Consider the following 20,342-nt stretch of genomic DNA (forward strand, 5'->3'; position numbering starts at 1 on the left):
GGGCGCGCCGGCCGTGGCGTGGGCCGGTGCGGCGTTGCCGACGCCGCCGTCCTCGGGCAGGATGCGCGGAATGGCCCGCCCGTCCGTCCGCCACGCCATCGCCGTCGCGGCCGTGCTCGCCCTGCTCGCCGCCGGCTGCGCCGAACCGGCAGACCCGCCGGCCGCCGCGCCGACGCCCAGCGGCGGGGGCGCCGCGACGCCGGCCCCGCCGGCCGTCCCGTCACCCGTCCCGGCCGCCCGCGCCGGGCTCGGCGGCCGGCCGAGCCCGAGCGCCCGGCCGTGCGGGGTCTTCCCGGCGGACAACGTCTGGCACGCCGACGTCTCCCGGCTGCCGGTGCACCCGCGCTCGGCCGCGATGGTCGCCGCGATCGGCGGCGGCGCCACGGTGCACGCCGACTTCGGCTCCGGCCGCTGGGAGGGCGCGCCGATCGGCATCCCGGTCACCGTCGTCCCCGCCGGCCAGCGGCGGGTCCCGGTCAGCTTCGCGTACGCCGGCGAGAGCGACCCGGGGCCGTACCCGGTCCCGCCGGACGCGGCGGTCGAGGGTGGACCGAACGGCACCGGCGACCGGCACGTGATTGTCTGGGACCGGGCGGCCTGCCGGGCGTACGAGCTGTTCGACGCGCACCGGTCCGGCGCCGGCTGGCGGGCCGGCTCGGGCGCCGTCTTCGACCTGCGCTCGAACAGGCTGCGCCGGGCCGGCTGGACCTCCGCCGACGCGGCCGGACTGTCCATCCTGGCCGGGCTGGTGCGCTACGACGAGGTGGCCGCCGGCCGGATCGACCACGCGCTGCGGGTGACCGTGCCGCGCACCCGCACCGGCTGGACCTGGCCGGCCACCCACTCGGCCTCGTCGGCGACCGACCCGGCGCTGCCGCAGCTCGGCCAGCGGTTGCGCCTCAAGCGTTCGGTGGACCTGTCCGGGCTGCCCCGGCAGGCCCGGATCGTCGCCGAGGCGATGCAGCGTCACGGGCTGATCGTCGCCGACCACGGCTCGGCCTGGTTCGTCTCGGGCGCCCCCGACCCGCGCTGGGACAACGACGCCCTGCACGCCCTCGGCGGCCTGCGCGGCAGCGACTTCGAGGTGGTGGACGCCGCGGGGCTGATGGTGAGCGGAGGGTCGGGCGCCACCCGCTGATATCCCTCGCCGGTCCCGGCCGGTCGGGTCACACTGTCCGGGTGGATCATCGTGACCTGGTGCGGGTCAGCAAGCGGATGTCCCTGGCGCTGCGCCACCGCCCCGACCTGTTCCAGCTGACGCTCGACGGGGCCGGCTGGGTGCCGGTCGCCGACCTGCTCGCCGCGCTGCGGATCACCCGGGCCGACCTGGACGCCGTGGTGGCCGGCAACGACAAGCAGCGCTTCGCCGTCGTACGCGGCTCCGACGGGGTCGACCGGATCCGGGCCAGTCAGGGCCACTCCGTCCCGGTCGACCTAGGCCTGGCGCCGGCGACCCCGCCGGACCGGCTGTTCCACGGCACCAGCGCGGCCGTCCTGCCCGCGATCCGCGCCGAGGGGCTGCGCCGGGCCCGCCGCCACCACGTGCACCTGTCTCCCGACGAGGAGACCGCCCGCCGGGTCGGTGCCCGCCGCAGCGACGCCGTGGTGATCCTGACGATCGACGCCGCCGCCATGTCCGCCAACGGCTACCCCTTCTACCGCAGCGCCAACGGCGTCTGGCTCACGGACACCGTCCCACCCGCCTACCTCACGGCCCCGGCCGGTTGATCATGAAGTTATGACCACCGACAGCGGCGTGTCGGGGCGACAACCTCATGATCAACGAGCTGGGGGCGGGGTGGGTCAGTGCGCCGTGACCGGGTGGTGGACGACGGCGTCGAAGAGGTAGGCGAGGGTGTTCGGGGCGGCCCGGTCGGGTTGGGTCGCGCCCGTGGTGTCGGTGGCGCGGGCGCGAAGGGTGAACCGGCCCGGCGCCGGGGGACGCCAGCGGGCCGTCCAGCGCTGCCAGGCCCCGCCCCGGTCGGCCGCCACCAGGTCGGCCGGGCGCCAGCCGTCGCCGGTGTCCACCTCGACCCGCTCGATCGGGCCGTTGCCGGACCAGGACCGGCCGTGCAGCAGCACCTCGGCGCCGGCCGGCACGCGGGCGTCCCACGCCAGCTCGAACGCGCTCTTCACCGGCTGCGCGCCCAGCACCGTGCCCCCGACCGGGTGCCCCGGGCCGAACATCCGGTAGAACCGGGTGTTCCACGGGGAGAACAGGGGAGTGGTGGACACCTCGACGGGGCCCACCCACTTGATCGAGGCGATGCCGATCCAGCCGGGCACCACGAGGCGGACCGGGAAACCGTGGTCGGGCGGGAGCGGCTCGCCGTTCATCTCGTACGCCAGCAGCACGTCGTCGAGGGCCTTGGCGATCGGCAGCGGGCGGCGTACGCGGCCCAGGTTGATCCCGCCGGTCACGTAGTCCGGGTCCAGCCCCTCGGGCATCACGTCGACCGCGTCGTCCCGCAGCCCGGCCAGGCGCAGCACGGTGCCCAGCCGGACGCCGCGCCAGCGGGCCACGCCGACCCCGCCCAGCCCCCAGGCCACCCCCGGTGCCGGCTCGCCCTGCTGCTCGGCGAAGTAGCGCCGCCCGTTGCCGGCGCACTCGAGGAGCGCGTCGCTGTCCTCGGCAGGCAGCCGGCGCAGCTCGTCGAGGCTGAACTCGACCGGGGCGTCCCGGGTGGGCGCGTCCCGCAGCCCGGTGCCGAACAGGCGCAGCCGCCAGGTGTCGGCGTCCAGCCGGGGCGTCTCGGTGTGGTTGCGGACGAAGAACCGGTCGTTCGGGACCACGTACCCCTGCCCGGCGAGCGCCGTCCAGCGCATCTCGGCGTTGGTGTCCAGCGGGCGCAGCAGCTCCGGCGGCAGCGGCTTGGCGATCGGCGTACCGGGATCGACGCCGACCGGCGCGGACGCCATGGCGACCGGCTCGCGCTCGGCCGCCGCGGCGGTCAGGGCGGCCATGGCCACCCCCAGCTCCAGCAGCCGGTCGCGGTCGACGCCCGCGCCGCGGGCCTCCCCGGCGAGCCACTGCCGGCTCCGGCGGGTGTCGTGGTCGGCTTCGGCGTGGGACACGGGTGACCTCCGGAGGCTCGGCGACGCTGCCATTCCTATTCAATCAGTGGGACTTTTCGTCGATGCCTCGCAGGTCGGGGTCCGGTGGCGGGCACGTCGAGGCGGCCGAGCCGCCGCCGCAGGGCGCCGAGGGTGGGTTCGTCGGTGCGGCATCCGGCGGGCGCGCCGGCCGCCGACGTGCCGGCGAGCGTGCCGTTCACGCCGCAACCCGTGCCGGCCGCCGCCCAGGACTGAGGGGGGCCGCCTCAGCCGGCGTGCTGGCCGGGGTCAGCCGGCGTGCTGGCCGGCGAGGAAATCGGCAAGCACCCGGGTGTGCGTGGAGAACGCCAGCTCGACCGGCTCGGTGAGGACCAGCCACTCGGTGGCCTCCTCGGTCGGCGCCGACGGGGGCAGGTCACCGACCGGCCGCTCGGGCAGCACGCCGAAGACCATCATGGTGCCGCCGGCCGGCGCCCCGTGCACCGCGAACAGCCGCGCCTCGTCGGCCTCGGCGAGCAGGCCGGTCTCCTCCCGCAGCTCGCGGACCAGAGCCTCGGACCACTCCTCGCCGTACTCGATGAATCCGCCCGGCAGGGCGAGCTGCCCGCGGGCCGGCTCGATGTCCCGGCGGACCACCACCACGCCGAGGCCGTCCGGGGTGCGGACCGGCAGCACGGCGACCGCGACGGGCAGCGGGTTGCGCCACACCGTCTCCCCGCAGGCCGGGCAGACGCGCGGCCACCCGGCCTCCGCCGGGTAGGCCACGCCGCAGAACGAGCAGTGCGAGTACGCGGCGGAGGTCACGCCGCTGCACGTTACCCGCCCGGCCGCCCCGGTGCGCCCGTCACCCGTCCGCGCGGGGTGTCTCCGGGTGCCGCAGCCGGTCCGCGATGCGGCGGACGTCCGCCATCGTCATCCCGGTCCGCTGCGCCACCGCGAGCGGGTGGTCGGTCGGCTCCACCTCCACCAGCGGCCTCCGGCCGACCGGCTGGGTGTGCACGTGGGTCTTGAGCTCCAGGGTGCTCCGGCCGTAGCCGGGGAGCTCGGTGGACAGCCAGCCGAAGTAGGGCGGCTCCGACTCGCGGCCGGGGCTCTCCCACAGCTCGACGGTGCGGCCGAAGCTCGCCGCGCTGAGCGACACCCAGACGCCCCAGGAGAAGGACCCCTCGGCGTCACGCAGCGGGATGTCGATGGTGCCCTGGACGAAGAAGTGCTCGCCGTTGATGACGCAGAGGTCCGGCGTCAGCTCGCTGCCGTCCGCCGCCGCGACCGCGTCGGACCAGTACGCGGGTGCGGGGGTGCGGTAGGACCGGGGTGCGTCCTCGTGGCGCAGGCCGCAGGTGCCGCAGGTGTAGCCGGGGGAGTCGTGCACGCGCGTGACCCTAGCCGAGCACGCCTTCGGCGGGCGCGCGGAGGGCGGCGCGGGCCTCCATGAGGGCGAAGCCGAGCAGGTTGTCGCCCCGCCACCGCGCCGGGTCCTCGGCGCGCGGGTCGTCGGCCGCCAGCCCGATGCCCCAGATGTGGTCCACCGGGCTCGCCTCGACCAGCACCCGCTCGCCGGTGCCGAGCAGGAACCGGCCCAGCTGCTCGTGCTGGCCGAACTTGGCCACGCTGCCGGCCACCACGATGTCGTAGCGGCGGGCCGCCCAGATCGCCTCGTCGAACCCGCGGACCTGCCGGCCGAGCGCCTTGGCCCGCTGCGGGTGCGCGGCGGTCAGCACCCGCTCGGCCATCCCGTCGTCACCGAACAGGGTGGCCTTGTGCCACATCATCCAGTGCTCGGCGGTGGCGTACGTGCGGCCGTCGACTGTGAACGGCGCGGGCCACCACTGGCTCAGGCAGCCGGCGCCGACGCTGCCGTCGCGCTGCGGGCGGTGCCCCCAGAAGTGCAGGTATCTCACCCGGGCTCCGGAGTGGACGGCGGCGGTCAGCTCGGCGACGGATCGGATCGGCACGACCGCCAGTCTGCCCGAGGGCACCGACAGGTCGCCGCCGCATTTCCCCGGGGCGGAATCCCTTCGCGCCGCGCCGTCGCCGCCGATAACCTGCCTGGACCTGACGTGGAAGGAGGAGACGGTGGAGACCATCACGCTGTGGCGACCGACCGGGCCGGAGGAGCTGGCCCTGGTCGAGGCGTCCGGCTGGCGCGCGTGGCCGCCCCGCCTCCCGGACCAGCCCATCTTCTACCCGGTGCTCACCGAGGAGTACGCCGTGCTGATCGCCCGGGACTGGAACGTCCCGGCCTCCGGCGTCGGGTACGTGACCCGGTTCGCGGTACGGCGCGACTTCGCCGACCGCTACCCGGTCCGCCAGGTCGGTGGCCGGGAGATCCGGGAACTCTGGATCCCCGCCGAGGACGTGCCTTTGCTCAACGCCCACCTCGTCGGCCGCATCGAGGTCGTGCACGAGTTCCACCCTGCCTGACCTCGCGATCGTGCCCGTGTCCGGACCGTGGGCACGGGCACGATCGGCGGAGGTCAGGCGGTGGGGATGCCCGTGTAGAAGGCGGTGACCCGGTCGCCGGCGGCGCGGGCCTCGTCGGCCGGGGTGCCGGCGGCGATGCTCGCCTCGGTCCAGCGGGCGCTGGCCTCCGTCATGAAGCGCCGGCCCTCGTCGGAGCCCACCCAGGCGGCGGCCTGGTCCGGGCTGATCCCGCTGCCGTCGGCAGCGAGGTGGGAGGCCAGCCCGAGCAGCGCCCCGTCCCAGCCGACGCCGACGGCGCCCGGCCCGTACTCGGCCCACCGCTCGTCGTCGACGTGCGCCACGTGCTCCAGCTCGAACCGGGTACGCCCGGCGCCGGCCTCGGTGAGCCGCACCTCGATCCAGCTCACCTCCCCGCCGAACTCCCAGGTCGCGGCGAAGCTGTGCGGCGGGTCGCAGCGCTCGACCGTGCCCCCGGCGTTGCCCTCCAGCTGGTAGCGCCCGCCGAGCTTCAGCTCGCCGGAGACCGGCAGGAACCAGCGGGGGATCCGCTCGGCGCTGGTGCAGGCGTCCCAGACGTCCTCCACCGGCGCGTCGTACGTCTGGCTGACGGTCAGCACCCGGGCCTCGCCGGCGGAGAGCGTGCGGCTGCCCAGCCGGCGCTCCACGTCGCTGATCTGCCCGATTACGTCGATCATGATGTGGTCCTCTCGTCGGAGTCGCTTCCGCGCAGCCGCCGTTCGCGCCGGCCCCGGGCCAGTTCGGTGGCGAGCGCCGCCAGCGGCGGCGTCCAGAACCGGCGGAAGCCCGCCAGCCACTCGTCCATCTCGCGCAGCGGGCGCGGGTCCACCGCGTAGAGGCGGCGGGTGCCCTGGGCGCGCACGGTCGCGAAGCCGTGCTCCCGTAGCACCTTGAGGTGCTGCGACACGGCCGGCTGGCTGATGCCGAACTCCCGCTGGACGGTGGCGCCGAGCGCGCCGGCCGGCTGCTCGCCCTCGGCGAGCAGCTCCAGGATCCGGCGTCGGACCGGATCCCCGAGGACGTCGAAGGCGTGCACGATCTCTTTCTATCAGATCCGACTTATATAAGCGAGGACTGTACGAGTGGCGCCCTCGCGCACGGGGGAGGGGCGGGACGCGTCCCGCCCCTCCGGTCAGGCGCCGAGGCGGGCGGCGACGGTGCTGCGCAGCTCCGGGAGCCGGTCGTGCAGCAGGCCGGGGCACTGGGTGCTGTTGAAGTCCTTGTGCCCGTAGATCTCGGTCGGCGGGATGCCGTACTGCTGGCAGGTGAAGGCGCAGAACCACACCAGGCTGTTCCAGAGCGCCTGCGGGGGCTGCACGTCGAGATAGATGCCGTCGTTCTCGATGCCGATGGCCTGGCTGTTCTGGCCGACGCAGTGCGCGCCCTGCACCATGGTCTGTCCGTGCAGCAGCCCGTACAGGCTGCCGTGCCGGCCCTCGGTGAGGTAGCCGCCGCGACTGTTGGTGAAGTGCTGACCGGAGTCGAGCCAGCCGTTGCTGTCCATGTGCAGGTTCTGGATGTCGCGGGAGTTCCGGTAGGCCTGCGCGAGGCTGTAGTCGGTGCTGTTCGGGAACGCCGTGTGGTGGATGATGATCTTGTTGGGCCGGCTCTGCACCACGCTCACCGCGGAGGACGGCGGGCGGGCGCCCCAGGTCGCACAGTTGGCGATGGTCGGCTGGTCGATCCGGGCGGCGACGGCCCGGGCGCCGTGGTCGGCGCCGAACTGGGTCAGCGCGGTGGCGCCGGCGGCGGCGCCGAGCAGGACCGCGCCGCGCAGCACGGCCCGCCGGGGAACGGGAACGGACATCGGGGCCTCCTCGTCGGGTACGGACGCCGGGTGGCGGGCGGTTCCGGGTGCCGGCGCGCGGACGCCGGCCGGGCGGGACCGCCCGCCACCGGGGCGGATCAGCAGGGTCCGTTGCAGGCCAGCACCTTGAGCCGGTCCAGGGTGCCGTTCCAGACGTTCTGGTCACCGGGGAAGACGCCCGAGGAGGACCACTGCCAGAAGGAGTACGTCCCCCAGCCGGCCGGCAGCGTGCCGACGCTGCTGGAGTAGCGGGCGATCCACAGCGGGTTGTTCGCGGCGAACTGCGAGGTGTTGCCGGTGCAGGTGCTCCACCAGTCGGTGGTGGTGTAGATGGTGGCCCACCGGCCGGTGCGCGCGTAGTACTGGTTGACGAACGAGGCGATCCAGCTGCGCATCGAGGCCTGGCTCAGCCCGTAGCAGGTGGCGCCGTACGGGTTGTACTCGATGTCGAGCGCGCCGGGCAGCGTCCTGCCGTCCTTGGACCAGCCGCCGCCGTGGTCGACGAAGTAGTTGGCCTGGGTGGCGCCGCTCGAGTTACCGGGCAGCGCGAAGTGGTACGAGCCGCGGATCATCCCGACGTTGTAGGAGCCGTTGTACTGCTGGGCGAAGTACGGGTTGATGTAGCTGGTGCCCTCGGTCGCCTTCACGTACGCGAACCGGGCGCCGTTGTTCCAGGCGCCGGACCAGTTCACGTTGCCCTGGTGGCTGGAGACGTCCATGCCGGGCAGGCCGGCCGGCGCGGCGCTGGCGGGTGTCGCGCCGACGACGGCCGAGGCGGCCAGGGTGACGGTGGCGAGCAGGGCCGTGGCGGCCGTACGCAGCGCCGATCGGAGGGGACGGTTCATCTTTCCTCCCTGGGGGTTGGGGGAGTGTGACGAAAGGAACTGTCAACATTAGGTCACAGGGTGGAGAAACTTTTCAATAGAGACATGGAAGTTTTTCTCTGTCCCGCGAGGGGTCAGCGGAGGTCGGCCAGCACCTCGGCGGCGGCCCGCTCGCCGGCCGCCACCGCACCCTCCAGGTAGCCGCTCCACCGGGTTGCGGTCTCGGTGCCGGCCCAGTGCACCCGGCCCACCGGCCGGCGCAGCTCCGGGCCGTAGTCCCGCCACGAGCCGGGCGGCAGCATGCCGCAGAAGCAACCCCGCGTCCACGGGTCGGCCGACCAGTCGTACTCGACCAGGTCGTCGGGGCGGGCGGCGGCCGGGCCGACCAGCGCGACGAGGGAGTCCAGCAGGGCGGTCCGCCGCGCGTCCGGCGCCATCCGGCGCAGCTCACGGGCCTCCGCGCCGTAGCTGAACGCGGTGAGCACCCCGCGCGGCGAGCCGGGCAGCGAGTTGTCCACCGTCTCGGTGACCGGCCCGTCGTCGGCGGTCGCCACCCCGGAGTGGCCGTCGGCCCGCCAGAACGGCTCCGGGTAGAGGGCGTGCACCTTGATCGCCGCGCCCATCGGCATCCGCTGGGTGAGCCCGTCACGCAGCGCCGGCAGCGGCGGGTCGTACCGGATCCGCCCGGCCAGCGCCGGTGCCACCGCGACCACCACGGCGTCGGCGCGGTGCGCCTCGCCGCCCGCGTGGACCCGCACCCCGCCGTCGTCCCGGGCGATCCCCACGACCGGGGCACCGAGCCGCAGGCAGTCCGCCGGCAGGGCGGCGGCCAGCCGCTCGGCCAGCGCCGCCGGGCCGCCCACGATCCGGTCCTGCTGGGCGCCGCCGGCCATCCCGAGCAGGATCCCCGTGCCGCCGCCGCTGCGCAGGTAGAACAGCATCTGCAACAGCGACACCTCGTCCGGCGAGGCGGCGAGCAGCCCACCGGCCAGCAACCGCCCGGCGTAGCGGGCGCTGACCGGGTCGGGCACGGTGGCGGCCAGCCAGCCACCGAGGGTCGTCCGGTCCCACTCCGCCGCCTCGACCGCCGCCCAGGGCGCGGCCGGGTCGAGCCGCGCGGCGAGCCCGTCCAGCGTGTCGAGGACCGCCGCCACCGACCCGGGCGCCTCAGCCACCCGCCGCCCGGCCCAGCGCAGAATCGGCGCGCCCTGTGCCGGTGACGGGAAGGTGGCCAGGCCGTGGGCGGCCACCAGCGCGTACATCCGGTCCTGGGTCGGGCCGATCCACTGCGCGCCGAGGTCGAGCCAGCCGCCGCCGGGCAGCGGCCGGGAGAGCGTCCGGCCGCCGACCCGGTCCCGGGCCTCCAGCAGGCGTACGGCGCAGCCGGCCCCGGCGAGCGCGAGCGCGGCGGCCAGGCCGGAGAACCCCGCCCCGACCACGACCACCCGGTTGCCGCGCACGGCGCGGGATACCCGGATCCCGGTGGAATCTTCTCCGACCGGTGTGTCGATACCGGCGTCCGCCGTTCGTGTGGAGGGTGAAGGGGCGGCACCGGGCCGCTGCCGCGGGTGAGGAGACGCGCGTGAAGCAGTACCTGATCAGCATGTACCAGCCGGCCGGCGCCGGCCGACCGGACCCGGAGTTCCTGGCCGGGGTGATGCGCGAGGTCGACGCCATCGGCCGCGAGCTCAGGGAGGCCGGCTGCTGGGTGTTCGGCAACGGCCTGCACGCCCCGGAGACGGCCACCGTGCTGCGCCCGCGGGGCGACGAGGTGCTCGTCACCGACGGCCCGTACGTCGAGGGCAAGGAATACCTGGGCGGGTTCACCATCATCACCGCCCCCGACCTCGACACCGCGCTCGACTGGGGCCGCCGGTACGCCCTGGCCACCACCCTGCCGATCGAGGTGCGCCCGTTCCAGGGCGAGGGATGACCGGCCCCACCGACGTCGAACGGGTCTTCCGCGCGGAGTACGGCCGCGCGGTCGCCGTCCTGGTCCGCCTCCTCGGCGACATCGACCTCGCCGAGGAGGCGGTCCAGGAGGCGTTCGCCGCCGCGGTCGACCGGTGGGCCGTCGACGGTCCACCGCCGAGCCCGGCCGGCTGGATCATCACCAGCCGGCCGGCACCGGGCGATCGACCGGCGGCGCCGCGAGACGTCCCGCGCCGACCGGCACGCCCAGGCGGCCCTCCTGTACGCCCCCGAGCCGCCCGCCGAGGAGGGTCCCGTGCGCGACGACCGGCTCCGACTGATCTTCACCTGCTGCCACCCGGCGCTCGGCCCGGCGGCCCGGGTGGCGCTGACCCTGCGCCTGCTCGGCGGGCTCGGCACCGCCGAGATCGCGAGGGCGTTCCTCGTGCCGGAGCCCACCATGGCGCAGCGCCTGGTCCGGGCCAAGGCGAAGATCCGGGACGCCGGCATCCCGTACCGGGTGCCCCGGGACGCCGACCTGCCCGACCGGCTGCGGGCCGTGCTGGCCGTGGTCTACCTGATCTTCACCGAGGGGCACACCGCCAGCGCGGGGGAGCGGCTGGTCCGCGACGAGCTGTGCGACGAGGCGATCCGGCTCGGGCGGCTGCTCGCCAACCTCATGCCGGACGAGCCGGAGGTGCTCGGCCTGCTCGCGCTCATGCTGCTCACCGACGCCCGGCGGGGCGCGCGGACCGGGCCGGACGGCACGCTCGTGCCGCTGGGCGCGCAGGACCGGGGCCGGTGGGACCGGGCGCTGATCGCCGACGGGCAGGCCCTCGTGCGGCGCTGCCTGCGGCGGGACCGCCCCGGCCCGTACCAGATCCAGGCCGCGATCAACGCGGTGCACAGCGACGCGCCGACCGCCGCGGACACTGACTGGCGGCAGGTCCTCGCCCTCTACGACCAGCTCCGGGCGCACGCCCCCGGGCCGGTGGTGGCGCTGCACCGGGCCGTCGCGCTGGCCGAGGTGGCCGGCCCGGCCACCGCGCTGGCCGAGGTCGACCGGCTGGACCTGGCCGGCTACCACGTGCTGCACGCCGTCCGCGCCGACCTGCTGCGCCGCCTCGACCGGCACGCCGAGGCGGCGGCCGCGTACGACGCGGCGATCGCGCGCACCGACAACGCCGCCGAGCGGGAGTTCCTCCGCCGCTCCCGTGACCTGCTGAGGAGCCACCCGTGAGCGCACCGGAGATCCTGGTCGACGGGCTCGCCTTCGGCGAGTCGCCCCGCTGGCACGACGGGCGGCTCTGGTTGGCCGACTGGGGCGCCGGGGAGGTGCTCACCGTCGACGCGGCGGGCCGGACCGAGGTGGTCGCCCGGGTCGACGGGCTGCCGATCTGTTTCGACTGGCTGCCGGACGGCCGGCTGCTGGTGGTCGCCGGCGGCGCCGGGCGGCTGCTGCGCCGGGAACCCGACGGTGCGCTGCGGACCCACGCCGACCTGGCCGCGCTCGTCCCGCACCCGTGGAACGAGGTGGTCACCGACGCCCGGGGCAACGCCTACGTGAACACCATCGGCTTCGACTTCCCGGCCGGGGACTACCGGCCCGGCGCGGTGGCCCTGGTCGCGCCGGACGGCGGCACCCGGCTGGTCGCCGGCGACCTGGCCTTCCCCAACGGGATGGTGCTCACCCCGGACGGGCGCACCCTGATCGTCGCCGAGTCGTACGCCGGCCGGCTCACCGCGTACGACGTGGCGGCCGACGGGACGCTCGGTGGACGGCGGGTCTGGGCGGCGGTGCCGGACTCCGCGCCGGACGGCATCTGCCTCGACGCCGCCGGCGCCGTCTGGTACGGCGACGTGCCGAACCGGTGTGCCGTGCGGGTCGCCGAGGGCGGTCGGGTGCTCGACCGGATCGACCTGGACCGGGGCTGCTTCGCCTGCGCGCTCGGCGGCCCGGACGGGCGCACCCTCCATCTCGTCACCACACAGTGGAGCCCCGCGGCGCTCTCCGGCGGCCCGCGCACCGGCCAGGTCCGGACCCTGCGGGCGCCCGCCCCGGCCGCCGGCTGACCACGGCGCACCCCGCTCGGCGGTGCACCTCCGGCGTGCACCGGAATCGTGATCGCGTCGATATCGCCGTGGCCCTCGGGAGGCATTGACGAACCCTCGCCGAAAAGTACACTCCCGGTGTAATAAGTTTCCCGCTTCGCCCGAGCCGCACCGCGCACCCCCGACGCCGCGTCCTCTCCCGAGGTGAAGATGCCCCCACCCCCCACTCCCGCGGACGGAATCGACCTGGCGCTGCACGGTGTCGGCGTCCGGTTCGGCGGCCTCGTCGCCCTCGACGACGTCTCGCTGCGGGTCCCGCCCGGCCGGATCGTCGGCGTGATCGGCCCCAACGGCGCCGGGAAGACCACCCTGTTCAACGTGGTCTGCGGCTTCGTCCCGCCGACCAGCGGATCGCTCACCCTGGACGGTCGCCCGTTCCGGCCCCGCCCGCACCGGCTGACCCGGCTCGGCATCGCCCGCACGCTCCAGGGCGTCGGCCTGTTCCCCGGGCTCACCGTGCTGGAGAACGTGGTGGCCGGCGCCAGCCACGCGGCCCGCGCCGGCTTCGCCACCGCCCTGTTCGGCCTGCCCCGCAGCGACCGCGACGAGCGGCGGCTGCGCCAGGAGGCCCTCGACCTGCTCGCCGAGCTGGGCGTCGCCGCGCACGCCGGCGCGGCCCCGGCCACCCTGCCGTACGCGGTGCGCAAGCGGGTCGCCCTGGCCCGCGCCCTGATCGCCCGGCCCCGCCTGCTCCTGCTCGACGAGCCGGCGGGCGGCCTGGGCGCCGACGACGTCGACGAGCTGGCCGAGCTGATCCGCACCCTGCCCGAACGGGCCGGCGGCGCCTGCTCCGTGATGCTCGTCGAGCACCACATGGACCTGGTCATGGCCGTCTGCCAGGAGCTGGTGGTGCTCGACTTCGGCCGGGTCATCGCCGCCGGCACCCCCGACGAGGTCCGCGACGACCCGCTGGTCACCGAGGCCTACCTCGGCGCCGACGTGCCCGCCGAGGCCGCGGGGGCCGGGTCGTGACCGCGGTGCTGGAGGTCGAGGCGGTCAGCGCCGGCTACGGGCCGGTGCCGGTCCTGCGGGACGTGACCTTCGAGGTGCCCGCCGGGACCATCGCCGCCGTGCTCGGTGCCAACGGGGCCGGCAAGACGACCCTGCTGCGTACCCTGTCGGGTCTGCTCCGCCCCACCGGCGGCCGGGTCCGCTTCGACGGCGCCGACCTGCGCGGCGTCCGCGTCGAACGGCTGGTCCGGCGCGGCCTGGCGCACGTCCCCGAGGGGCGGGGCGTGGTGGCCGAGCTGACCGTGGAGGAGAACCTGCGCCTCGGCGGCCTCTGGCGCAGCGACCGGGCCGACGCCCGCCGGGCCCAGGACGAGGTGTACGAGCTGTTCCCGGCCCTGGCCCGCCGGCGCCGGCACGCCGGGCACCAGCTCTCCGGCGGGGAACGGCAGATGCTCGCCCTCGGCCGGGCGCTGATCGCCCGCCCCCGGCTGCTGCTGCTCGACGAGCCGTCGCTCGGCCTGGCCCCCAAGGTGACCGCGCAGATCATGGCGCTGCTGCGCCGGCTCTGCGACGAGCGGGCGCTGACCGTCCTGCTGGTCGAGCAGAACGTGCGCAGCGCCCTCTCGGTCGCCGACCAGGGCGTGGTGATGTCGCTCGGCCGGGTGGTGACCGCCGCGCCGGCGGGCCGGCTGCGCGACGACGACCAGCTCCGGCACGCGTACCTCGGGTTCTGACGGCCCGGCGAGCAGGAAGGATCCGCATTGGACCGGTTCTTGTTCCTCACCTTCGGGGGGCTCTCCACCGGCGCGGTCTACGCCGCGTTCGCCCTGGCCCTGGTGCTCATCTGGCGGGCCGCCCGGCTGGTCAACTTCGCCCAGGGCGCGATGGCCGTGGCCACCGCGTACGTCGGCTACGCGGTGGCGTCCGCGACCGGCTCCTACTGGCTGGGCCTGGGCGCGGCCGTGGTCGCCGGACTGTTGCTGGGCGCACTGGTCGAGCGGGTGCTCATGCGCTTCGTCGGGCATGCCAACCCGCTCAACGAGGTGATCGTCGCGCTCGGCCTGGTGCTGGTCATCCAGGCGGTGCTCGGCATGGTCTTCGGCAACGGCTACCGGCCGGCCCCCGCCCCGTTCGACACCGACGCGCTCACCGTCGGCGGGGTCGCGGCGCTGTCCCCGTACGACCTGTGGGTGCTCGGCGCCGTGCTGGTGGTCGTGGTGCTGCTCGCGCTGCTGTTCACCCGCACGCCGATCGGCCTGCGGATGCGGGCCGCCGCGTTCGCCCCCGAGGTGTCCCGGCTGCTCGGCGTCGACGTCGCCCGGATGCTCACCCTCGGCTGGGCCCTCGCCGCCGCGGTCGGCGCGCTCGCCGGCATGCTGGTCGTTCCCACCGGGCTGGGGCTGCACCCGCACGCCATGGACCTGGTCTTCGTCGTCGCGTTCACCGCCGCCGTGGTTGGCGGCCTGGACAGCCCGGCCGGTGCGGTGGTCGGCGGCCTGCTGGTCGGCCTGATCCTCTCGTACGTCACCGGCTACCTGGGCCCGGACACCACCCCGCTGGCCGTCCTCGTCCTGCTGCTGGCCGTCCTCCTGGTCCGCCCCGGCGGGCTCTTCTCCAGCGCGAAGGCGAGGCACGTGTGACCGCCACCCGCCCCTCCGCCCGGTCCGACGTGGACCGGCCCGCCCGGCCGTCCCCGCTGCGCCGGCTGCTGCCCGGCGCACCCGCCACCACCGGCCCGCGCGGGTCCACCCTGCTGCGCCACCTGGCCGGGGCGGTGCTCGCCGGCGCCCTGGTCGTGCTGCTCACCAACCAGCTCCCGCCGTACCAGAACCTCCAGGTGGCCCGGGTCTGCGCGTTCCTCTGCGTCACCGCCGGCTACACGGTGCTGGTCGGGCTCAACGGCCAGCTCTCCCTCGGGCACGGGGCGCTCATGGCCACCGGCGCCTACACGGTGGCGCTCGTGCAGCGGGGGTTCGACGAGCGGGGTGTGCAGGGGCGGTGGATCCTGCCGCTGTCGCTGCTGGCCGCCGTGGCGGCCACCGCGCTGGCCGGCCTGGTCATCGGGCTGGCGGCCGCCCGGCTGCGCGGGCCGTACCTGGCCGGCGTCACCCTCGCCGTGGCGACGCTCGTGCCGGCCGTCAGCACGATCTTCACCGGGGTGTTCAACGGCGAGCAGGGCCTGCGCTTCCCTGCGGAGACCCCGCCGGCGTCCCTGGGCGCCTACTTCCAGCCGGAACGGTGGCTGGCCTGGATCGCGCTGCTCGCCGCGCTGCTCACCGTGCTGCTCCTGGCCAACCTGGTGCGCAGCCGGTTCGGCCGGTCCCTGCGCGCCGTGTGGGACGACGAGGTGGCCGCCCGGCTCGCCGGCATCCACGTCGCCCGCACCCAGGTGCTCGCCTTCGTGGTCAGCGCCGGCTGTGCCGGCCTCGGCGGCGGCGTGTACGCGGTGCTCACCGCCACCGTCGCGCCGGGCAAGTTCCCCCTGGAACTGTCGCTGTTCCTGCTCATGGCCATCGTGATCGGCGGCCTGGGCAGCCTCACCGGCGCGGTCTGGGGCGCGGTGCTGCTGGTCGCGCTCCAGGACCTGCCGAGCCTGCTCACCGAGACGTTCAGCCTGTCGGGCGGCCTGGCCCAGCGGCTGGAGGGCAACCTCGCGCTGGCCGTGTTCGGCCTGATCCTCATCGTCGTCATGCTCGCCGCGCCGGGCGGCCTGCACGGCGCCGTCCGCACCGTCGCCGCCCGGCTGCGTGCCCGCCGCGCGCCGGACCGCTGAGCCACCCCGGTTCCACCCACCCGTTCGCACCGCCGCACCGGAATGGAGAACCATGCGTCCCACCACCCGCCGCATACTCGCGGCCGCCACCGGCTTCGCCCTGCTGGCCGCCGTGCCGGCCTGCGCCGACGACGAGAAGCAGGCCGCCGAGAACGTCCCCGGCGTCACCGACACCGAGGTCGTCATCGGCACCCACCAGCCGCTCACCGGCCCGGCCGCGCCCGGCTACTCGAAGATCTCCGCCGCCACGAAGGCGTACTTCGAGCACGTCAACAGCAAGGGCGGGGTGAACGGCCGGAAGATCGTCTACAAGGTCATGGACGACGGCTACAACCCCGCCAACACCGAGAACGTGGTCCGCAAGCTGGTGCTCGACGACAAGGTCTTCGCGCTCCTCGGCGGGCTGGGCACCCCGACCCACACCAACGTGCTGGAGTTCGTCAAGACCCAGAAGGTGCCCGACCTGTTCGTCTCCTCCGGCAGCCGGAACTGGAACCAGCCCGACAAGTACCCGACCACCTTCGGCTGGCAGCCCGACTACACGGTCGAGGGCAAGGTCCTCGCCACCTGGGTGAAGCAGCAGTTCCCCGGCGCCAAGGTCTGCCACTTCGGGCAGAACGACGACTTCGGGCGGGACTCGCTGGCCGGGGTCGAGAAGGTACTCGGCCCGGTGGCGGCCAAGCAGACCTACACCACGACCAACCAGCAGGTCGGCCCGGCCATCGGGGCACTCAAGGCGGCCGGCTGCCAGGTCGTGATCTCGGCGAGCATCCCGGGCTTCACGGCGCTGGCCATGGGGCAGGCCGCCGGGCAGGGCTTCCGCGCGCAGTGGGTGGTGTCCAACGTGGGCGCCGACTACACCACGCTGTCGAACCAGCTCGGCGACAAGAAGGTGATCCTGGAGGGCATGGTCGCCGACAACTACCTGCCGATGGTGGGTGACACGGCGAACCCGTGGATCCAGGAGTTCACCAAGATCCACCAGAAGTACAACGCGGCCAACCCGATCGACGGCAACGCGATCTACGGCTACTCGATGGCGTACACCTTCGTGCAGGCGCTGCTCGCCGCCGGCAAGGACCCGACCCGGGAGAAGCTGGTCGAGGCCGTGCAGAAGGGCGGCTTCCGGGGGCCCGGTCTCACCCCGTTCCGGTACAGCGACAGCGTGCACGCCGGGTACAGCGGGGTGCGGCTGAGCAAGGTCCAGAACGGCGCGCAGACGTACTTCGGCCCGACGTACACCACCGACGACGGCGACGCCGCGGTCACCGAGTTCACCGAGCCGCCGACCACCCCGCCGGCGGACGCCATCCCGACGACCTGACCACCACCGCGGGCCGGGCGGCCGTTACCGCGGTGGCGGCCGCCCGGCGACGCGCACGTAGAGTGCAACATTCCGGCGTGACGCCACCGGGGCGGCGGATGACGCCGGCCAGGAGCTACGCACAGGGGGCGCACGCATGATCGAGGTGGACGCCGACGCGCCGGCGCGGGTGGACGGCCGGTCGGCGCGGGCCGAGCGGACCCGGGCCGCCATCGTCGAGGCGCACCTGGCGCTCATCGACGAGGGCGACCTGCGGCCCACCGGGGAGCGGATCGCCGAGCGCGCCGGGGTGTCCCTGCGCACCCTGTGGACCAACTTCAAGGACATGGAGACCCTGTTCGCCGCGACCGGGCTGCGGGTCGGCGAGCGGCTGGACGCGCTCTGGCGGCCGATCCCGCCCGAGCTGCCGCTCACCCGGCGGATCGCCGAGTTCTGCGACCAGCGAGCCGAGATGCTGGAGGTGCTGGCGCCCTCGGCGCGCGCCTCGGCGCTCCGGGAGCCGTTCTCCCCGCAGCTGCGGCGCAACCGCGAGGCGGCCATCGCCCGGGTCCGCCACGAGATCGAGCTGGTCTTCGACCCGGAACTGGCGCACGCGGGGGAGGGGCGCGAGCAGTTGCTGGACGCGCTGACCGTGGCCTGCACCTGGGCGGCCTGGGCCATGATGCGCGACGCCATGGGCCTCGACGTGGCGTCGGCCCGGGCCACGCTGGCCCGCACCATCGGCGCGCTGCTGGTCGACGCCATCGCCGGCGGCCTGCGCTGACCTGACGCGCCGGCCGCCGGCCGGACCTTCCGGGCCGGCTGCCGGCCCACCCCGTGGACCCGTCGCCCCCTGCTCAGTCGTTGCGCAGGCGGCGCAGGATCCGGGTCAGCTCGTCCCGGTCGGCCGGGTCGAGGGCGCCGAAGAAGCGTTCCGCCTCGGCTGCCCGGGCCACCCGGATGGCCTCGCCGACCCGGTCGCCCTCGGCGGTGAGCGCGACCAGGGTGGCCCGCCGGTCGACCGGGTCGGGCCGGCGCTCGACCAGCCCCCGCTCCGCCAGGCCGTCGACCACCTCGGTGGCGGAGCGGGGTGCGATGTGCAGGTGCTCGGCGAGCGTGCTGAGCCGGACCGCGCCGTGCCGCATGAGCACGGCGAGCGCCCGGGCGTGCCCCGGGTTGATCTCCCAGGGTTCGAGGGTGCGCTTGGACTGGTGGCGCAGCCGCCGGGCCACGGCCCAGAACGTCTCGGCCAGGCTCTCCTCGTCGCTGCCGGTCACCGGAATACGGTAGCAGCACATACTGTTGTTCCCTCATGATGAGGTAACCTCAGCAATGTCTCCCGACGAAAGAGAGCACCCCCTTGGATGGATTCCGAGACGGCCGCGGCGGCGGCCGGCCAACCGTGACAGCCGCCGAGAAGACGCAGGCCCGCCAGGTGTCGCTGCGCCGGATCGGCGGCCTCTTCACCGCCCACCGCGGCCCCCTCGCCGCCGTGGTGGCGATCATCGTGGCGTCCTCCGTGATCGCGATGGCGTCGCCCTTCCTGCTGCGTACCGTGATCGACCGCGCCCTCCCGGAGCGCGACCTCACCCTGCTGGCCTGGCTGGTGGCGGGCATGGTCGGGGTCGCCGCGGTGACCGCCGTGCTCGGCGTGGCGCAGACCTGGATCTCCACCCGCGTGGGGCAGGAGGTCATGCACCGGCTGCGCACCGACGTCTTCACCCACCTCCAGCGCCAGTCCATCGGCTTCTTCGTCCGCACCCGCACCGGCGAGGTGCAGTCGCGGATCACCAACGACATCGGCGGCATGCAGGCCGTGGTCACCTCCACGGCCACCTCGATCGCCGCCAACCTCACCACGGTCATCGCCACCGTGATCGCCATGGTCGCGCTGAGCTGGCGGCTCACCCTTGTCTCGGTCGTCGTGCTGCCGCCCGCCATCTGGCTGACCCGGCGGGTCGCCCGGCTGCGCCGGGAGATCACCGCCCACCGCCAGCGCGAACTGGCCGACCTCAACGTCACCATCGAGGAGGGGCTGTCGATCAGCGGCGTGCAGCTGGCCAAGACCCTCGGGGCCGGCGCGACCCTGGTCGACCGGTTCACCGCCTCCTCCGCCCGCCTCGTCGACCTGGAACTCCGCTCGGAGCTGGCCGGCCGCTGGCGGATGGCCACCATGACGGTGATCTTCGCGGCCATCCCGGCCGTCATCTACCTCGGCGCCGGGCTGCCCGGCACCGCCGGCACGCTCACCATCGGCACCCTGGTCGCCTTCACCGCCCTCCAGGGCAACCTGTTCCGGCCGCTCATGGGCCTGCTCAACGTCGGCGTCTCACTGACCGCCTCGATGGCGCTGTTCGCCCGGATCTTCGAATACCTGGACCTGCCCGTCGAGGTGGCCGACCCGGTGCGGCCAGTGGCCCTCGACCCGGCCCGGGTACGCGGGCACCTGCGCTTCTCCGACGTCACCTTCAGCTACCCGGGCAGCGACACCGCCGCCGTGGCCGGCGTGAGCCTCGACGTTCCGGCCGGCACCAGCCTGGCCCTCGTGGGCGAGACCGGCTCCGGCAAGAGCACCCTCGCCGCGCTGATCAGCCGGTTGCACGACCCCGACGCCGGGCGGATCACCGTCGACGGCGTCGACCTCCGCGACCTGCGCCTGGCCGATCTGGCCGCCGTCGTGGGCGTGGTCAGCCAGGAGACCTACCTGCTGCACGCCACCGTGCGGGAGAACCTCCGGTACGCCCGCCCGGACGCCACCGACGCCGACATCGAGGCCGCCGCCCGCGCCGCGCAGATCCACGACCTGATCGCCGCCCTGCCCGACGGGTACGACACGGTGGTCGGCTCCCGCGGCCACCGGTTCTCCGGCGGCGAGAAGCAGCGCCTGGCCATCGCCCGCACCCTGCTGCGCGACCCGCGGATCCTCGTGCTGGACGAGGCGACCAGCGCGCTGGACACCGAGACCGAGCGCGCCGTGCAGCGGGCCTTCGACGAGCTGGCCCGCGGGCGCACCGTGATCACCATCGCCCACCGCCTCTCCACCGTCCGCGACGCCGACCAGATCGCCGTGCTCGACCACGGGCGGATCGTCGAGTCCGGCACCCACGACACCCTGCTCGACCGCGCCGGCCGGTACGCGGCGCTCGCCGCCTGAGCGCCGTGCCG

Annotated in this window: 22 protein-coding genes and 1 pseudogene; 13 read left to right on the plus strand and 10 right to left on the minus strand. The window is 74.9% G+C overall.

Going from position 1 to position 20,342, the window contains the following annotated elements; genetic code table 11:
* Positions 1–70: 70 nt before the first annotated feature.
* Both NFX44_RS22650 and NFX44_RS22655 read left to right on the plus strand, forming a co-directional pair.
* Positions 71–1,138 (plus strand): hypothetical protein, encoded by a 1,068-nt coding sequence (locus NFX44_RS22650; protein ID WP_262285590.1) that lies wholly within the window; start codon positions 71–73, stop codon positions 1,136–1,138.
* Between the two features lie 41 nt (positions 1,139–1,179).
* Positions 1,180–1,728 (plus strand): RNA 2'-phosphotransferase, encoded by a 549-nt coding sequence (locus NFX44_RS22655; protein ID WP_262285591.1) that lies wholly within the window; start codon positions 1,180–1,182, stop codon positions 1,726–1,728.
* 75 nt (positions 1,729–1,803) lie between these two features.
* Here the strand turns inward: NFX44_RS22655 and NFX44_RS22660 are convergent, their stop codons facing one another.
* The 4 genes from NFX44_RS22660 to NFX44_RS22675 form a co-directional block, all read right to left on the minus strand.
* Complete coding sequence (locus NFX44_RS22660; protein ID WP_262285592.1) at positions 1,804–3,075, minus strand: sulfite oxidase; 1,272 nt, start codon at positions 3,073–3,075, stop codon at positions 1,804–1,806.
* Between the two features lie 267 nt (positions 3,076–3,342).
* Positions 3,343–3,858 carry an NUDIX domain-containing protein gene (locus NFX44_RS22665; RefSeq protein ID WP_262285593.1) on the minus strand — a complete coding sequence of 172 codons (516 nt, stop codon included), beginning with the start codon at positions 3,856–3,858 and terminating at the stop codon, positions 3,343–3,345.
* 40 nt (positions 3,859–3,898) lie between these two features.
* Complete coding sequence (locus NFX44_RS22670) at positions 3,899–4,426, minus strand: DUF2199 domain-containing protein (RefSeq protein ID WP_262285594.1); 528 nt, start codon at positions 4,424–4,426, stop codon at positions 3,899–3,901.
* Between the two features lie 10 nt (positions 4,427–4,436).
* Positions 4,437–5,018 carry an NADAR family protein gene (locus tag NFX44_RS22675; RefSeq protein ID WP_262285727.1) on the minus strand — a complete coding sequence of 194 codons (582 nt, stop codon included), beginning with the start codon at positions 5,016–5,018 and terminating at the stop codon, positions 4,437–4,439.
* A gap of 112 nt (positions 5,019–5,130) precedes the next feature.
* Here NFX44_RS22675 and NFX44_RS22680 point away from each other — a divergent pair, with 112 nt between their 5' ends.
* A complete protein-coding gene (locus tag NFX44_RS22680) occupies positions 5,131–5,478 on the plus strand; it encodes an ADP-ribosylation/crystallin J1 (RefSeq protein ID WP_254338941.1) in 348 nt (115 codons plus the stop codon).
* A gap of 53 nt (positions 5,479–5,531) precedes the next feature.
* Here the strand turns inward: NFX44_RS22680 and NFX44_RS22685 are convergent, their stop codons facing one another.
* The 5 genes from NFX44_RS22685 to NFX44_RS22705 all read right to left on the minus strand — a co-directional run bounded on the left by NFX44_RS22685 (position 5,532) and on the right by NFX44_RS22705 (position 9,587).
* Positions 5,532–6,173 carry an SRPBCC family protein gene (locus NFX44_RS22685; RefSeq protein WP_262285595.1) on the minus strand — a complete coding sequence of 214 codons (642 nt, stop codon included), beginning with the start codon at positions 6,171–6,173 and terminating at the stop codon, positions 5,532–5,534.
* A complete protein-coding gene (locus tag NFX44_RS22690) occupies positions 6,170–6,532 on the minus strand; it encodes a helix-turn-helix transcriptional regulator (protein ID WP_262285596.1) in 363 nt (120 codons plus the stop codon). Before NFX44_RS22690 ends, NFX44_RS22685 begins: the two co-directional genes overlap by 4 nt.
* 96 nt (positions 6,533–6,628) lie before the next feature.
* Positions 6,629–7,303 carry a peptidoglycan recognition family protein gene (locus NFX44_RS22695; protein ID WP_262285597.1) on the minus strand — a complete coding sequence of 225 codons (675 nt, stop codon included), beginning with the start codon at positions 7,301–7,303 and terminating at the stop codon, positions 6,629–6,631.
* 98 nt (positions 7,304–7,401) lie between these two features.
* On the minus strand, positions 7,402–8,148 hold the full coding sequence (locus NFX44_RS22700; RefSeq protein ID WP_262285598.1) for a lysozyme: 747 nt from the start codon (positions 8,146–8,148) through the stop codon (positions 7,402–7,404).
* A gap of 113 nt (positions 8,149–8,261) precedes the next feature.
* Positions 8,262–9,587 carry an FAD-dependent oxidoreductase gene (locus NFX44_RS22705; RefSeq protein ID WP_262285599.1) on the minus strand — a complete coding sequence of 442 codons (1,326 nt, stop codon included), beginning with the start codon at positions 9,585–9,587 and terminating at the stop codon, positions 8,262–8,264.
* Positions 9,588–9,709: 122 nt separating this feature from the next.
* Here NFX44_RS22705 and NFX44_RS22710 point away from each other — a divergent pair, with 122 nt between their 5' ends.
* From NFX44_RS22710 to NFX44_RS22750, 9 genes and pseudogenes are all read left to right on the plus strand, one after another.
* Positions 9,710–10,060 carry a YciI family protein gene (locus NFX44_RS22710; protein ID WP_262285600.1) on the plus strand — a complete coding sequence of 117 codons (351 nt, stop codon included), beginning with the start codon at positions 9,710–9,712 and terminating at the stop codon, positions 10,058–10,060.
* A pseudogene (locus tag NFX44_RS22715) lies at positions 10,057–11,278 on the plus strand (RNA polymerase sigma factor). The gene NFX44_RS22710 and the pseudogene NFX44_RS22715 overlap by 4 nt, the downstream one beginning before the upstream one ends.
* Positions 11,275–12,111, plus strand: a complete 837-nt coding sequence (locus NFX44_RS22720; RefSeq protein ID WP_262285601.1) for an SMP-30/gluconolactonase/LRE family protein — start codon at positions 11,275–11,277, stop codon at positions 12,109–12,111. Before NFX44_RS22715 ends, NFX44_RS22720 begins: the two are co-directional and overlap by 4 nt.
* Before the next feature lie 189 nt (positions 12,112–12,300).
* Complete coding sequence (locus NFX44_RS22725) at positions 12,301–13,122, plus strand: ABC transporter ATP-binding protein (protein ID WP_262285602.1); 822 nt, start codon at positions 12,301–12,303, stop codon at positions 13,120–13,122.
* Positions 13,119–13,835 (plus strand): ABC transporter ATP-binding protein, encoded by a 717-nt coding sequence (locus tag NFX44_RS22730; RefSeq protein ID WP_262285603.1) that lies wholly within the window; start codon positions 13,119–13,121, stop codon positions 13,833–13,835. Before NFX44_RS22725 ends, NFX44_RS22730 begins: the two co-directional genes overlap by 4 nt.
* A 27-nt stretch (positions 13,836–13,862) precedes the next feature.
* Positions 13,863–14,741, plus strand: a complete 879-nt coding sequence (locus NFX44_RS22735; RefSeq protein WP_262285604.1) for a branched-chain amino acid ABC transporter permease — start codon at positions 13,863–13,865, stop codon at positions 14,739–14,741.
* Entirely contained in the window at positions 14,738–15,874 is a 1,137-nt protein-coding gene (locus NFX44_RS22740) for a branched-chain amino acid ABC transporter permease (protein WP_262285605.1), read from the plus strand. The genes NFX44_RS22735 and NFX44_RS22740 overlap by 4 nt, the downstream gene beginning before the upstream one ends.
* 52 nt (positions 15,875–15,926) lie before the next feature.
* A complete protein-coding gene (locus tag NFX44_RS22745) occupies positions 15,927–17,198 on the plus strand; it encodes an ABC transporter substrate-binding protein (RefSeq protein ID WP_262285606.1) in 1,272 nt (423 codons plus the stop codon).
* Positions 17,199–17,334: 136 nt separating this feature from the next.
* Positions 17,335–17,961, plus strand: a complete 627-nt coding sequence (locus tag NFX44_RS22750; protein WP_262285607.1) for a TetR/AcrR family transcriptional regulator — start codon at positions 17,335–17,337, stop codon at positions 17,959–17,961.
* Between the two features lie 73 nt (positions 17,962–18,034).
* Here NFX44_RS22750 and NFX44_RS22755 read toward each other — a convergent pair whose 3' ends face one another.
* A complete protein-coding gene (locus tag NFX44_RS22755) occupies positions 18,035–18,454 on the minus strand; it encodes a MarR family winged helix-turn-helix transcriptional regulator (protein ID WP_262285608.1) in 420 nt (139 codons plus the stop codon).
* A 125-nt stretch (positions 18,455–18,579) separates the two neighbouring features.
* Between NFX44_RS22755 and NFX44_RS22760 the strand changes: the two genes are divergently transcribed.
* Positions 18,580–20,331, plus strand: coding sequence for an ABC transporter ATP-binding protein (locus NFX44_RS22760; RefSeq protein ID WP_262285609.1), 1,752 nt, complete (start codon positions 18,580–18,582; stop codon positions 20,329–20,331).
* The last annotated feature ends 11 nt before the right edge of the window (positions 20,332–20,342 follow it).

It is taken from the genome of Micromonospora sp. MA102, assembly GCF_025460765.1.
Classification (GTDB): Bacteria; Actinomycetota; Actinomycetes; order Mycobacteriales; family Micromonosporaceae; genus Micromonospora; species Micromonospora halotolerans.